Consider the following 13,398-nt stretch of genomic DNA (forward strand, 5'->3'; position numbering starts at 1 on the left):
CGAGATCGAACACGCCCGCGCGCGGGCCGGTGAGACGAGTGTTTCCCCGCCGCCAGCGTATGGGCGGCCGAGCGTGCCGACAAGGTCAGCGCACTGCCCTTCCACTGCCCTGGTGAGCAAGACCACTCCCGGCGCGCGAAACCGGCCGGGTCCACGCAGTCCCGACCCGGAAAAGCGCCGGACCGGTAACATCGCGCCGAACGGTATGGATCACCTACCGGGAAGCAAATTCCGCGTGCGCTCGTCCGGTCAGGGCGCCGCACCCGGCCGATGGTGGAGAGTTGATGCCGAGTTCGATCTCAGTGGATTCGCCCGCAGGTGGCGTCGCGTCGCGCGGCGGTGAGCCCGCGGTGCTGGTGTCCGATGTGCGCAAGTCCTTCGGCGATGTGCACGCGTTGCAGGGCATCAGTTTCCAGGCCGAGAAGGCCAGCGTCCTGGGCATCCTCGGACCCAACGGCGCGGGGAAGACGACCACGGTCAAGATCCTGTCGACGCTGCTGCGCCCCGACTCCGGCACCGCCGTCGTCGCCGGGCACGACGTGCTCACCGACAGCGCGGGCGTGCGCCGCTCGATCATGATGACCGGCCAGTACGCCGCCCTCGACGAGAACCTCTCCGGCCGGGAGAACCTCGAGCTGTTCGGCAGGCTGATGGGCCTGGCCAAGTCGGCCGCCCGCAAACGCGCGGACACCCTGCTCGAGGAATTCGACCTGGTGAGCGCGGGCAAGCGCGCCGTGCGCAACTACTCCGGCGGTATGCGCCGCCGCGTCGACATCGCCTGCGGGCTGGTCGTGCGGCCCGAGGTGGTGTTCCTCGACGAGCCGACCACCGGCCTGGACCCGCGCAGCAGGCAGGGCGTGTGGGACCTGGTCACCGCGCTCAAGAACCAGGGCATCACGGTCCTGCTGACCACGCAGTACCTCGAAGAGGCCGACGTGCTCAGCGACAACATCATCGTGATCGACAAGGGCACCGTCATCGCCGAGGGCACCGCCGATCAGCTCAAGGCCCGCACCGGCGGCAGCTTCTGCGAGGTCGTCCCGCTCGACGTGAGCCGGATCCCGGCGACCGTGCAGGCCCTCGGTGACCTGGTCCCGGCCGCCGTCGCCGCCGAGATCGACGGCGCCGACAAGCTGTCCATCCCGGCCCCCGAAGGCGCGGCCACCCTCGCCGAGGCGCTGCGCAGGCTCGACAACGCCGGCATCGACCTGGCCGACATCGCGCTGCGCAGGCCCTCGCTCGACGACGTGTTCCTGTCGATCACCGGCCATTCGGGCGGCCACTAGTGAGTGTGTCCGCTCCCGCGGCGAGCACACTGTTCGCCGAGCTACCCGAGGTGCGACCGAGCAGCTTCGCGCAGTGGCGCGCGCTGACCGGGCGCATCGTTCGCACCATGGCCACCAAGGGCGAGCTGGTCGTCGCCGTGCTCACCCCGCTGGTCGTCACCGTCGCCTTCTATCTGCCGCTGCGGTACGTGATGAAGGTGCAGGGCATCGACTACGCGCAGTACGTCATGCCCATCGTGGTGCTGCAGACCATGGCGATGACGATGATGTCGAACGCGCAGCTGGCGGCGTTCGAGGCGCTCACCGGTCTGAGCACACGATTGCAGACCATGCCGATCGGCTCGCTGGTTCCGCTGATGTCGCGGATCTGCGCCGGTCTGGTGCGGTCGGTGGTGTCGCTGATCGCGACCGTCGGCTACGGCTACCTGATCGGCTTCCGGTTCACCGGCGGCTGGCTGCAGGCGCTGGCCTTCTGCGGGTTCGCGCTGGCCGTTGGCATCGTGCTCACGCTCGGCGCCGACGCGCTGGGCAGCCTCACCAAGAACCCCGAGGCGCTCAGCCAGGCGCTCACCCTGCCGATCCTGATCTTCGGCATGATGTCGACCGGGTTCGTGCCCGAGGCCAGCTTCCCGGCCTGGGTGCGGCCGTTCGCGCGCAACCAGCCGATCTCGCAGTTCGCGCACACCCTCAGCGATATGGCCGCCGGTCACTTGAGCTGGGCCGGCACCTGGGTGTCGCTGGTGTGGCTGGGCGGACTGGCGATCCTGTTCCTCCCACTGGCGGTGTGGGCGAGTGTGAGGCGATCATGACAACAATGGATACGACCGAACGGATCCAACCGCCCGAGTCCGTGGCGGCCACCGCCGCCGAGCTGCCCGTGGTGCACGCCAAGCCGGAAGGCTCGGTCTCGGTGTGGTTCACCCACAGCCTGATCCAGTGCAAACGGCTGCTGATGGTGTGGCTGCGCGACCCGTCGACCACCATCCAGACCATCGCCTATCCGGCGGTGACGCTGCTGATGTTCCGCATCGTGCTCGGTGATTCGATCACCGCGGCCACCGGCATCCCGAGCATCTACGGCCAGGCCGCGCTGCTGACCCTGGTCGCGGCCATGACCGGCGCGGTGGTGAGCGCGCTCGGCTTCAAACGCGAGAAGGCGGCGGGTCTGCTCAGCCGCTTCTACACGATGCCGCTGAACAAGGCCTCGCTGCTGACCGGCAGGCTGCTGGCCGAGGCGTTGCGCATCCTGATCACCACGATCATCGTGCTGCTCGTCGCGGTGCCGCTGGGCTTCCTGTTCATGGAGGACCCGCTCACCAATATCGCGCTGATCTTCGTGCCGGTGCTGTTCGGCCTCGGTTTCGCGGTGATGGTGACGGCCCTGGCCACGATCACCGAGGGCGTGATGCTGATCAGCCTGATCGGCATCCTCAACACCCTGCTGATGTTCTTCAACACCGGCTTCGTCCCGGTCTTCGCCTACCCGACCTGGTTGCAGGACGTGGTCGCCAACCAGCCGATGAGCTGCGCGATCGACGCGATGAAGGGGCTGTCCTACGGCGGCCCGGTCGCCGAGCCGCTGCTGAAGACGGTGGCGTGGACCGTGGGCATGATCGCGGTCTTCGCCTACCCGGCGATCGTGGGCTACAAGAAGGCCGCCGAGACCTCGTAGGTCCTTCCGGCAGCGAGCGGCACGTGGGTCAGCCCACGTGCCGTTCTTCGTTCGCGGGGGCGAACGGGTAGTCGAGCCAGCGATCGCGGTTGGTCCAGCCGACCAGGTCGTAGCGCCAGCGGAACGGCCAGGTGTGGGCGACGGTGTTGAACAGCACGGCGCCGAGCGCGGTGTAGTCGGCGTGGGCCGAGAGCAGGGCCCGCTGACCGCGTTCGGATTCGGTGAAGAACGCCTCGAACATGGCGATCGACTGGTCGGTGGTGAGCCGGCCCAGTCCCCACAATCCGCGCATCCGCATCCAGTACACCGCCCGCGCCTGCCACGGCCACAGCGCGGCGATGGGGTCGCGGCCCTGCTGAACGGCATCGATCGCGGTGTCGATGAGGGCGAGCGAGTCGGCCACCGAGTAGCCGGTGCACGGGTGCATCATTCCGCCGCGCGAACCGAACGGCACGGCGACCGCGGTGCCCTTCTTCGGCGGCGCCTGGTCCAGCGGATAGTGCGCGGCCTCGTGCGGCTCGTCGCCGGTGAGCCGGATGCCGTGCGCCGCGAGCCTGCGCAGCGTTCGCTTGCGGAGCTCGTGCTGCGGCATCCCGCCGCGTAAGCCCAGGCTGGTCTCCTCGAAGATCACCGTCCCGTCGCCCAGCGGCACCGCGTAGAGGAACGACGGCGGCTCGTCGGGACCGGCACCGTTCTCGGGCCGCCAGTCCAGCAGCAGCCCCTCGCCGTCGGCCACCATCGGCGCCGCGGTTTCCGCGTCGACGAAGATCCCGTGTGCCGACGCCGCCCGGCGCCGCCCCAGCACGGGCAACCCGCGGGTATCGAACACGACCGCCGCGGAGAGCACCGTCCCGTCCGCGAGTTCGACTTCGTGCTGGTCGACGCGGCGCGCCCGATCCGCGAACACGGTGGCGTCATCGAGGGCCAGGGCCGCGTGCAACCCGGCCTTGGACAGCACACAGTAGGGCCGCTGGATCCGATGCTCGGTCTTGGTCCATACCGTGGGCGCCTCGATCCGCTGCGCGATCACACTCGCGGGCAGCCACGTCGGCAGCTCGTCGATCCAGCACGAGAACGTCGGCGGAAACAACCGCTCCGGCCGGGGATCCACCGCCGCCACCCGCAGCCCCGCCACCGCGGCGCGATGCGCCAACCCCCGCCCGGTCGGACCCAGCCCGACCACGCAGATATCGAATTCCCGCACAACGCTCACGCCCGCATTCAAACCGCACCGGACCGCACGGCGCAAGCACCGCTGCTCGGCTCAGTCCTCCAGGGCCAGGGCCTGGCGGACGGTGAGTCGGCCCTGCGTCTGCATCAGCGAGCGGCGGTAGATGCGTTCGGCCACGACCACGATGCCGTAGGTGGCCACCGCCATCAGGGCCAGCGAGAGGAACGGTTCCCACCAGGCGGCGGTGCCGTCGGCGAGGCGACCCGGCATGGCGACGATGGACATGATCGGGACGTAGGAGGCGATCACCCGGGCCGTGCCGCTGAGGAAGATCCCCGCGAACAGCACGATCATGATCAGCATCGACAGGGGAGTGGCGGTGGACTGGAGGTCCTCGCTGCGGGTCGCCAGCGAGCCCGCCACCGCCCAGAGGCTGGCCAGGGCGAGGAAGCCGACCAGGAAGAAGACGATGAACCACCCTGCCGCACCGGCGATCCGGCCCAGCTGATCGGCCTGCCCGGTGGCGGCCAAGCCGATCAGTCCCGCGCCGACGAACAGGCTGAGCTGCGCGAACGCCAGCACCGCGTTACCCGCCACCTTGCCGATCAGCAATTGCCGCAACGGCATCGCGCTGGCCAGGATCTCGACGATCCGATTCTGCTTCTCCTCCACCACACTCTGCGCGATGGACATGCCGAACAGCACCGACGCCAGATAGAACAGGAACGCGAACACGAACGCCACGATCTTGGCGAGCCCGGGATCGACCCCACCCTGTTCCAGCAGCGCGTAGGTCACCCCGGCACCGCGCGCCAGCTCTTCGAGCGACACTCCGGCGGCCTCGGCATTGCGCTGCAACGCGAGCTGCGCGGCGGCGGCGGTGATGTAGGTGGTGGCGTCGTCGTTCTCGGCGGTCTTACCGATGAGCTGCCAGCCGCCGTCCACCGGCACCAGCCCGACTTCGACGTTCTCGTCGCGCACCTGCTGCTCGACGGCGGCCCGATCCGGGAGCGGATAAGCGGTGAAGGTGATGTCGGTGTCGGCCGCGGCGGCCAGGCCACCGGCCGCCTGGACCACCGCCGCCGTCTCCGGCCCGGTGACGGCGACCTCGATCTTGTCGGGTCTGCTGCTGACGAACCCGCTCACGGCCAGCGACGCCACGATGGCCACGATGGTGATCACCGTCGAGATGACGAAGTTGCGATCACGCAGCTTCACCACGATCTCCCTGGCGGCGACGATCCGCCACACGCCCCGCGACGCGGAGGTACTCACGCCGTCACCTCCCGGTAGATCTCGGCCACCGTCGGCCGCAGTTCGGCGAATTCGCGCACCGACCCCCGCGCCAGCGCCTCGGCGAGCACCGCGTCGGTACTCGCCCCGGCCAGCTCGATGACCGCCGCCGATCCGTTCGTCTCGACCACCCGCACCCCCGCGAACTCCCGCAACCACCCCGGGTCACCATCGGTGACCAGCCGATATCGCGCCGCGCTCGTCGCCCGCAGCGCCGCCACCGTGCCCTGCCCGACGACCCGCCCGGCGGCGAGGATCACCAGCTGATCGCACAACCGCTCGACCAGATCCAGCTGATGCGAGGAGAACAGCACCGGCACCCCCTGCTGGGCGTACTCGCGCAGCAGTTCGGCCATGGAATCGACGGCGACCGGATCGAGCCCGGAGAACGGCTCGTCCAGGATCAGGGCGGTCGGCTGCGCGATCACCGCCGCCGCGATCTGCACCCGCTGCTGGTTGCCCAGCGACAGCGACTCGAGCTTGTCCTTGCTCCTCGCCCCGAGACCGAAGCGTTCCAGCAGTTCGGTGGCCCGCGCCTTCGCCTCGGCCGCGCTCAGTCCGCGCAGCCTGGCCAGGTAGACGAGCTGATCGAACACCGGCTGTTTCGGGTACAGCCCGCGCTCCTCCGGCATGTATCCGAACGAGCGGCGATCGAGCGCGGTCACCGCCCGCCCGTCCCATCTGACCTCGCCGCCGTGCACGGCCAGCACCCCCATGATCATCCGCATGGTGGTGGTCTTGCCCGCCCCGTTCCCCCCGACGAAGCCGGTCAGCGCCCCCGGCGGCACGGCGAAGGACACCTCGTCGACCGCCACGTTGTCGCCGAAGCGCCGGACCAGTCGCGCGACTTCCAACATCGAACTCCCCGTCTGTTGTCGTCTCGCCACAACCGTACCGATCCAACGCTTTTCAGGGCCCGATGTTCAGCTCAGCGCGGCGTGACCCAGGTGGTGATGTCGGCGTGCACGACTTCGATGCCGTCCTTGTCGTAGATCGACACGGGGACGGTGAGTTCGGTGCCCTCGGTGATCGCGTCGAAGTCGGGGATCTCGGTCAGCCGGGCGACCGCGCGCAGTCCGGACTCGGCCTTGGCCAGGTACTGCACGTTCATCGACTTGGGAATCCAGCGATGAGTGGTGGGCACGGTGGCCTCGCTGAGCATGCCCATCGCGACCTCGGCGAGGTTGCAGGCCGCGATCGCGTGGAAGGTGCCCAGGTGGTTGTGGATGCCGAACCATTTGGGCGAGGTCACCTCGCAGACGCCGGGCTCGAGCCGCACGACCTGGGGCAGCACCGTGCCGAAGTAGGGCACCCGAGCGACCATGCCGAGCGAGAACAGCGTGTGCCCGAGTCGGTTGTCGGGCAGTTTCTTCCAGCCGCGGTACGTCGCGGTTTCCTGTGCCATGCCCGTATCTTACTCAAAAGTAAGGTAGCGCGGAACCCTCTGCCGACCAGCGGTAGCGTCGTGCCAGCTACCATGGGTCGGTACAGCTCAGCCGGCGGTGCGGTCCAGGTAGATGGCCCTGTTGGGGCGTGATCGATACCTCAGGACCCCCGATTTGAAGAGCGTCGTCGGCATGGTGCATACTGTTCGGGTTGCCTTGCACAGGATCATGTCTTCTCCACGGAGAAGACGGGTCGAGCGAGGCGAGCAGTAGTTTGTATCTCTCCGGCTAGCCGGTGTGGATACGTCCGGGACCACGTTCCAGGCCAAGGGTGAGCAAGTGACCAGGGCTGAAGAATGAGCGAGAAGGCGACACGCCCGACCGCGTGGGCCGGAGAACCATGACAGATGAACAGCGGCGAGGACTGGGCGGTGCCCGGTTGCGGTCTCCAAACTGAGACGTCTTCGTGTGTTCGGGCTGTGCAAATGAGGGTGGTGCAGGAGCCAGCTCCTGTGACCACGAAGGAAAGCGGAGAAAAGGACACTTAGCGTGGCGGGACAAAAGATCCGCATCAGGCTCAAGGCCTATGACCACGAGGCGATCGACGCGTCTGCGCGCAAGATCGTGGAGACGGTGACCCGCACTGGCGCCCGTGTGGTCGGGCCTGTGCCGTTGCCCACCGAGAAGAACGTGTACTGCGTCATCCGTTCGCCGCACAAGTACAAGGACTCGCGCGAACACTTCGAGATGCGTACGCACAAGCGCCTCATCGACATCCTCGACCCGACGCCGAAGACGGTCGACGCGCTCATGCGCATCGACCTGCCGGCCAGCGTCGACGTCAACATTCAGTGACGGGGACTCGAGATATGACTGACAACAAGAACCGGCCCGCAGCCGGCATCCTGGGCACCAAGCTCGGCATGACCCAGGTCTTCGACGAGAAGAACCGCGTCGTCCCGGTCACCGTCATCAAGGCGGGCCCGAACGTGGTCACCCAGATCCGCACCGTGGAGCGCGACGGCTACTCGGCCGTTCAGATCGCTTTCGGCGCCATCGACCCGCGCAAGGTGAACAAGCCGACTTCCGGCCAGTTCGCCAAGGCCGGTGTCACCCCGCGCCGCCACGTCACCGAGATCCGCGTCGCGGATGCCTCCACCTTCGAGGTCGGCCAGGAGCTCTCCGCCGATGTCTTCGAAGAGGGCACCTACGTCGACGTGACCGGTATCAGCAAGGGCAAGGGCTTCGCCGGCACCATGAAGCGCCACGGCTTCAAGGGCCAGGGCGCCTCGCACGGTGCGCAGGCTGTGCACCGTCGCCCGGGCTCGATCGGTGGCTGCGCCACTCCCGGCCGCGTGTTCAAGGGCATGCGTATGTCGGGCCGTATGGGTAACGACCGCGTCACCACGCAGAACCTCTCGGTTCACAAGGTCGACGCCGAGAACGGCCTGCTCCTGGTCAAGGGTGCCATCCCGGGCCGCAAGGGCAACGTCGTGATCGTCAAGAGCGCCGTGAAGGGTGGTGCGCACGCATGACCAGCCTCGACAAGAAGGCCAACCTGACGCTGACCGTGAAGGCCGCAGGCGGCAAGACCGAAGGCACCGTCGAACTCCCCGCGGAGATCTTCGACGTGACCGCCAACGTCGCGCTGATGCACCAGGTCGTCATCGCGCAGCTGGCCGCCGCTCGCCAGGGCACCCACGCCACGAAGACTCGTGGTCAGGTCTCCGGTGGTGGCAAGAAGCCGTACCGCCAGAAGGGCACCGGCCGCGCCCGCCAGGGTTCGACCCGTGCGCCGCAGTTCGCCGGCGGTGGCACCGTCCACGGCCCGCAGCCGCGTGACTACAGCCAGCGGACCCCCAAGAAGATGAAGGCCGCCGCCCTGCGTGGCGCCCTGTCCGACCGGGCCCGCAACGAGCGCATCCACGTGATCACCGAGCTGGTCGCGGGTCAGACCCCGTCGACCAAGGCCGCCAAGAGCTTCCTGTCCGAGCTGTCGGACCGCAAGAAGTTCCTGGTCGTCGTCGGTCGCGAGGACGTCGCCGCGTGGAAGAGCGTGGCGAACCTGCAGAACGTGCTGCCGATCGCCCCGGATCAGCTCAACACCTACGACGTCCTCAACAGCGACGAACTGGTGTTCAGCGTCGAGGCCCTGAACGCGTTCGTTCACGGTCCCGCCGAGGCGGCCCAGGAGGAGAGCAAGTGAGCACCATCGCCGACCCCCGCGACATCCTGCTCGCACCGGTCATCTCGGAGAAGTCCTACGGACTGATCGAGGAAGGCACCTACACCTTCCTGGTGCACCCGGATTCGAACAAGACGCAGATCAAGATCGCCGTCGAGAAGGTTTTCGGCGTCAAGGTCACCAGCGTCAACACCGCCAACCGTCAGGGCAAGCGCAAGCGGACCCGCTTCGGTTACGGCAAGCGCAAGGACACCAAGCGCGCGCTCGTGACCATCTCGGCCGACAGCAAGCCCATCGAGATCTTCGGAGGCCCGGTCGCGTAAGCGGCTGGTCATCCAGAAAGTAGAGAAGAACTCATGGCAATCCGTAAGTACAAGCCGACAACGCCGGGCCGTCGTGGCTCCAGCGTCTCGGACTTCGCCGAGATCACCCGGTCGACGCCGGAGAAGTCGCTGCTGCGCCCGCTCACCAAGTCCGGTGGTCGTAACGCGCACGGTCGCATCACCACGCGTCACCGCGGTGGCGGTCACAAGCGTGCCTACCGTGTCATCGACTTCCGTCGCCTGGACAAGGACGGCATCCCGGCCAAGGTCGCTCACATCGAGTACGACCCCAACCGCACCGCCAACATCGCACTGCTGCACTTCGCCGACGGCGAGAAGCGCTACATCATCGCGCCGAAGGGCATCCAGCAGGGCAGCCCGATCGAGTCCGGCCCCACGGCCGACATCAAGCCGGGCAACAACCTGCCGCTGCGCAACATCCCGACCGGTACCACGATCCACAACGTGGAGCTGCGTCCGGGCGGCGGCGCCAAGATGGCCCGTGCCGCAGGCATGAGCATTCAGCTGCTGGGCAAGGAGGGGCCGTACGCGACCCTGCGTATGCCCTCCGGTGAAATCCGCCGTGTCGACGTGCGCTGCCGCGCCACCGTCGGCGAGGTCGGCAACGCCGAGCAGTCGAACATCAACTGGGGCAAGGCCGGCCGTATGCGCTGGAAGGGCCGCCGTCCTACCGTCCGTGGTGTCGTCATGAACCCGGTCGACCACCCGCACGGTGGTGGTGAGGGTAAGACCTCCGGTGGTCGCCACCCGGTCTCCCCGTGGGGTCAGCCTGAGGGCCGCACCCGTAAGCCCAACCGTCCGAGCGACAAGCTCATCGTTCGCCGCCGCAAGACCGGCAAGAAGCGCTAAGGAGGAGGTAAGAAATGCCACGCAGCCTCAAGAAGGGCCCGTTCGTCGACGACCACCTCCTCGCGAAGGTGGACGTGCAGAACGAGAAGGGCACGAAGCAGGTCATCAAGACCTGGTCGCGTCGCTCGACCATCATCCCCGATTTCATCGGCCACACTTTCGCCGTCCACGACGGTCGCAAGCATGTCCCGGTGTTCGTGTCGGACAACATGGTCGGCCACAAGCTCGGTGAGTTCGCGCCGACCAGGACGTTCAAGAGCCACGTCAAGGACGACCGGAAGAGCAAGCGGCGATGACTGAAACCAACACCGAAACGGTTCAGAACCCGACTGCCCGCGCTACCGCTAAGCACGTGCGGGTCACCCCGATGAAGGCGCGTCGCGTCGTGGACCTGGTCCGCGGCAAGCGTGTCGAGGATGCCCTGGCGATCCTGAAGTTCGCGCCGCAGGCCGCGAGCGAGCCGGTCGCCAAGGTCGTGGCCAGTGCCGCGGCGAACGCCGAGAACAACCTCGGCCTCAACCCGGCCACCCTGGTCATCTCGACGGCTTTCGTCGACGAGGGTGCCACCATGAAGCGTTTCCAGCCGCGGGCCCAGGGCCGCGCGTTCCGGATTCGCAAGCGCACGAGCCACATCACCATCGAGGTCGAGAGCGTGCCCACCGCCGGCGCCACTCGTAGCCGCCGGAAGGGAGGGGCAAAGTAAATGGGACAGAAAATCAACCCCCATGGCTTCCGCCTCGGTATCACCACCGACTGGAAGTCGCGTTGGTACGCGGACAAGCAGTACGCGGAATACGTGAAGGAAGACGTTCAGATCCGCAAGCTCCTCGCCACCGGCATGGAGCGGGCAGGCATCTCGAAGGTCGAGATCGAGCGCACCCGTGATCGCGTCCGTGTGGATATCCACACCGCGCGTCCCGGCATCGTGATCGGTCGTCGTGGCGCGGAGGCCGACCGCATCCGCGCCGAGCTGGAGAAGCTCACCAAGAAGCAGGTTCAGCTGAACATCCTCGAGGTCAAGAACCCCGAGTCGGATGCGCAGCTGGTTGCTCAGGGTGTGGCCGAGCAGCTGTCCAACCGTGTGGCGTTCCGTCGCGCGATGCGTAAGGCCATCCAGTCGGCCATGCGTTCGCCGAACGTCAAGGGCATCCGCGTGCAGTGCTCGGGCCGCCTCGGTGGCGCCGAAATGTCGCGCTCGGAGTTCTACCGTGAGGGTCGCGTCCCGCTGCACACGCTGCGCGCGGACATCGACTACGGCCTCTACGAGGCCAAGACCACCTTCGGTCGCATCGGCGTGAAGGTCTGGATCTACAAGGGTGACATCGTCGGTGGTCGTCGTGAGCTGACCGCTGCCGCTGCTGCTCCGGAGCGCCCGCGTCGCGAGCGTCCGAGCCGCCCCCGTCGGTCCGGCGCCACCGGCACCACCGCGACCAGCACCGAGGTCGGGCGTGCCGCCACTGCAGTGGCGGAGGCTCCGGCAGAGAGTCAGGAGGGCTGACGCATGCTGATGCCCCGTAGGGTCAAGCACCGCAAGCAGCACCACCCGAGTCGCTCCGGCATGTCCAAGGGCGGCACCGCGGTGGCGTTCGGTGAGTACGGCATCCAGGCTCTCGAGCCCGCCTACGTCACCAACCGTCAGATCGAGTCGGCGCGTATCGCGATGACCCGCCACATCAAGCGTGGCGGCAAGATCTGGATCAACATCTACCCCGACCGCCCGCTCACCAAGAAGCCTGCCGAGACCCGCATGGGTTCCGGTAAGGGTTCGCCGGAGTGGTGGGTCGCGAACGTGAAGCCCGGTCGGGTCATGTTCGAGATGTCTTACCCGAACGAGGAGATCGCTCGTGAGGCCCTGCGCCGCGCGATGCACAAGCTCCCGATGAAGTGCAGGATCGTGACCAGGGAGGAGCAGTTCTGATGGCTACCGGAACACCGGCCGCAGAGCTCCGCGAGCTCAACGAAGAAGAGCTCGTGGCCAAACTGCGCGAGAGCAAGGAAGAGCTCTTCAACCTGCGCTTCCAGATGGCGACGGGTCAGCTCGACAACAACCGACGTCTGCGCGTCGTCCGTCATGAGATCGCGCGGATCTACACGGTCATGCGTGAGCGCGAGCTCGGCCTGGCCACGGCACCCGCTGGCAAGGGAGATGCGGCATGAGCGAGAACAAGGAAGAGCGCAACAGCCGCAAGGTACGCAGCGGCTACGTCGTCTCGGACAAGATGAACAAGACGATCGTCGTCGAGCTGGAAGACCGTCACCGGCACAAGCTCTACGGCAAGATCATTCGCACCACCTCCAAGGTGAAGGCGCATGACGAGAACGAGATCGCCGGCGTCGGCGACCGCGTTCAGCTGATGGAGACCCGCCCGCTGTCGGCCACCAAGCGCTGGCGTCTGGTCGAGGTCCTGGAGAAGGCCAAGTAAGGTCCCTCCTCGATCCATCGAGATCGTTGCAGCGAAGGCCCGTTTCCCCCTGGGAAGCGGGCCTTCGCCGTTCCTCGGGTCATACCGCTGTGGTTTCATCGTTGATACCATGGGTTTCATGGCGTGGACAATGCGGCTCACCGCTGACGAAGAGGCGGCGCTCGCTGCTCAAGCAGACGGCGAGGGTCGGTCCAAGAACGAGATCATGCGCGATGCGCTGCGTGCCTACCTTTTGCGCAATCGACAGTGGGAGACGCCGTTACTCGCAGACGATGAAACCTTCGACCTCGGTGGCCCGATCGGCAAGGACGATATTCGTGACGCGATGAATCGGTCCGCATGATCGTTGTCGCTGACACTTCTGGACTGCTCGCGATGTTCAATCGCTCGGACCCGGAGCACTTCGCGGTTCGGCGCGCGGCGGATTCGGCTAGTGCGCTCGTGGTCAGCCCGTTGGCGTTGACCGAGGTTCATCATGTGGCGAGTGTCCGGGCCGGGCGAAAGGTGGCCGACCGGATTCTCGGCTTGTTGGCAGAGCGCATCGCGTCCACTCGTGTCGTCCTCGCTCAGGTCGATGCCACTCAGCTGGCCACCGCGATCTCGGTGCGTGGGACCTACGACGGTCTGGATCTGCATCTGGTCGATGCGGTCTGTGTGGCGTTGGCGGCGGAATACGACACCGACGCTATTCTCACGCTTGATCGCCGCGACTTCCGCGTCCTTCGGCCACTGAACGGTTACCCCGCATTCCGGCTGTTTCCCGACGACTGTGAATGACTGGTGCCGCTGA

General features: G+C 67.0%; 20 protein-coding genes. 16 read left to right on the plus strand and 4 right to left on the minus strand.

Annotation, left to right across the window (positions count from 1 at the left end; translation table 11 throughout):
* Positions 1–284: 284 nt before the first annotated feature.
* From Q7X29_RS06275 to Q7X29_RS06285, 3 genes are read left to right on the plus strand one after another with little or no spacing between them, the layout of a single operon-like run.
* Positions 285–1,286, plus strand: coding sequence for an ATP-binding cassette domain-containing protein (locus Q7X29_RS06275; protein WP_316573507.1), 1,002 nt, complete (start codon positions 285–287; stop codon positions 1,284–1,286).
* A 5-nt stretch (positions 1,287–1,291) separates the two neighbouring features.
* Positions 1,292–2,095, plus strand: a complete 804-nt coding sequence (locus tag Q7X29_RS06280; RefSeq protein WP_218719391.1) for an ABC transporter permease — start codon at positions 1,292–1,294, stop codon at positions 2,093–2,095.
* Between the two features lie 5 nt (positions 2,096–2,100).
* On the plus strand, positions 2,101–2,958 hold the full coding sequence (locus Q7X29_RS06285) for an ABC transporter permease (RefSeq protein WP_316573508.1): 858 nt from the start codon (positions 2,101–2,103) through the stop codon (positions 2,956–2,958).
* A 28-nt stretch (positions 2,959–2,986) separates the two neighbouring features.
* Here Q7X29_RS06285 and Q7X29_RS06290 read toward each other — a convergent pair whose 3' ends face one another.
* The 4 genes from Q7X29_RS06290 to Q7X29_RS06305 all read right to left on the minus strand — a co-directional run bounded on the left by Q7X29_RS06290 (position 2,987) and on the right by Q7X29_RS06305 (position 6,827).
* The gene (locus tag Q7X29_RS06290; RefSeq protein ID WP_308248547.1) at positions 2,987–4,171 is read right to left on the minus strand and encodes a lycopene cyclase family protein; all 1,185 of its coding nucleotides are present in this window, start codon (positions 4,169–4,171) and stop codon (positions 2,987–2,989) included.
* 51 nt (positions 4,172–4,222) lie between these two features.
* A complete protein-coding gene (locus Q7X29_RS06295) occupies positions 4,223–5,404 on the minus strand; it encodes an ABC transporter permease (protein WP_308248548.1) in 1,182 nt (393 codons plus the stop codon).
* The gene (locus Q7X29_RS06300; RefSeq protein WP_218719394.1) at positions 5,401–6,279 is read right to left on the minus strand and encodes an ABC transporter ATP-binding protein; all 879 of its coding nucleotides are present in this window, start codon (positions 6,277–6,279) and stop codon (positions 5,401–5,403) included. The genes Q7X29_RS06295 and Q7X29_RS06300 overlap by 4 nt, the downstream gene beginning before the upstream one ends.
* Positions 6,280–6,350: 71 nt before the next feature.
* The gene (locus Q7X29_RS06305) at positions 6,351–6,827 is read right to left on the minus strand and encodes a hotdog fold domain-containing protein (protein WP_218719395.1); all 477 of its coding nucleotides are present in this window, start codon (positions 6,825–6,827) and stop codon (positions 6,351–6,353) included.
* Positions 6,828–7,356: 529 nt separating this feature from the next.
* Here Q7X29_RS06305 and rpsJ point away from each other — a divergent pair.
* The 13 genes from rpsJ (at position 7,357) to Q7X29_RS06370 (ending at position 13,385) form a co-directional block, all read left to right on the plus strand.
* Positions 7,357–7,662 (plus strand): 30S ribosomal protein S10, encoded by a 306-nt coding sequence (gene rpsJ, locus Q7X29_RS06310; RefSeq protein ID WP_003938093.1) that lies wholly within the window; start codon positions 7,357–7,359, stop codon positions 7,660–7,662.
* 14 nt (positions 7,663–7,676) lie between these two features.
* Positions 7,677–8,342, plus strand: coding sequence for a 50S ribosomal protein L3 (gene rplC, locus Q7X29_RS06315; RefSeq protein ID WP_019045016.1), 666 nt, complete (start codon positions 7,677–7,679; stop codon positions 8,340–8,342).
* Positions 8,339–9,013, plus strand: coding sequence for a 50S ribosomal protein L4 (gene rplD, locus Q7X29_RS06320; protein WP_019045017.1), 675 nt, complete (start codon positions 8,339–8,341; stop codon positions 9,011–9,013). Before rplC ends, rplD begins: the two co-directional genes overlap by 4 nt.
* Positions 9,010–9,315 (plus strand): 50S ribosomal protein L23, encoded by a 306-nt coding sequence (gene rplW, locus Q7X29_RS06325; protein WP_019045018.1) that lies wholly within the window; start codon positions 9,010–9,012, stop codon positions 9,313–9,315. The genes rplD and rplW overlap by 4 nt, the downstream gene beginning before the upstream one ends.
* 33 nt (positions 9,316–9,348) lie before the next feature.
* Positions 9,349–10,185 carry a 50S ribosomal protein L2 gene (gene rplB / locus Q7X29_RS06330; protein ID WP_019045019.1) on the plus strand — a complete coding sequence of 279 codons (837 nt, stop codon included), beginning with the start codon at positions 9,349–9,351 and terminating at the stop codon, positions 10,183–10,185.
* Positions 10,186–10,199: 14 nt separating this feature from the next.
* Entirely contained in the window at positions 10,200–10,481 is a 282-nt protein-coding gene (gene rpsS, locus Q7X29_RS06335) for a 30S ribosomal protein S19 (RefSeq protein ID WP_019045020.1), read from the plus strand.
* Positions 10,478–10,888 (plus strand): 50S ribosomal protein L22, encoded by a 411-nt coding sequence (rplV, locus tag Q7X29_RS06340; RefSeq protein WP_189030373.1) that lies wholly within the window; start codon positions 10,478–10,480, stop codon positions 10,886–10,888. The genes rpsS and rplV overlap by 4 nt, the downstream gene beginning before the upstream one ends.
* Positions 10,889–11,683, plus strand: a complete 795-nt coding sequence (rpsC, locus tag Q7X29_RS06345; RefSeq protein WP_067982377.1) for a 30S ribosomal protein S3 — start codon at positions 10,889–10,891, stop codon at positions 11,681–11,683. It abuts the gene before it with no gap.
* A gap of 3 nt (positions 11,684–11,686) precedes the next feature.
* Entirely contained in the window at positions 11,687–12,103 is a 417-nt protein-coding gene (rplP, locus tag Q7X29_RS06350; RefSeq protein WP_019045023.1) for a 50S ribosomal protein L16, read from the plus strand.
* A complete protein-coding gene (gene rpmC, locus Q7X29_RS06355; RefSeq protein ID WP_019045024.1) occupies positions 12,103–12,342 on the plus strand; it encodes a 50S ribosomal protein L29 in 240 nt (79 codons plus the stop codon). The genes rplP and rpmC overlap by 1 nt, the downstream gene beginning before the upstream one ends.
* A complete protein-coding gene (gene rpsQ, locus Q7X29_RS06360) occupies positions 12,339–12,608 on the plus strand; it encodes a 30S ribosomal protein S17 (protein WP_110037226.1) in 270 nt (89 codons plus the stop codon). The genes rpmC and rpsQ overlap by 4 nt, the downstream gene beginning before the upstream one ends.
* Before the next feature lie 118 nt (positions 12,609–12,726).
* Positions 12,727–12,951 carry a ribbon-helix-helix protein, CopG family gene (locus Q7X29_RS06365; RefSeq protein ID WP_316573509.1) on the plus strand — a complete coding sequence of 75 codons (225 nt, stop codon included), beginning with the start codon at positions 12,727–12,729 and terminating at the stop codon, positions 12,949–12,951.
* Positions 12,948–13,385, plus strand: a complete 438-nt coding sequence (locus tag Q7X29_RS06370) for a type II toxin-antitoxin system VapC family toxin (RefSeq protein ID WP_316573510.1) — start codon at positions 12,948–12,950, stop codon at positions 13,383–13,385. Before Q7X29_RS06365 ends, Q7X29_RS06370 begins: the two co-directional genes overlap by 4 nt.
* The last annotated feature ends 13 nt before the right edge of the window (positions 13,386–13,398 follow it).

The sequence above is a fragment of the Nocardia canadensis genome (genome assembly GCF_032656385.1).
Lineage (GTDB): Bacteria > Actinomycetota > Actinomycetes > Mycobacteriales > Mycobacteriaceae > Nocardia > Nocardia canadensis.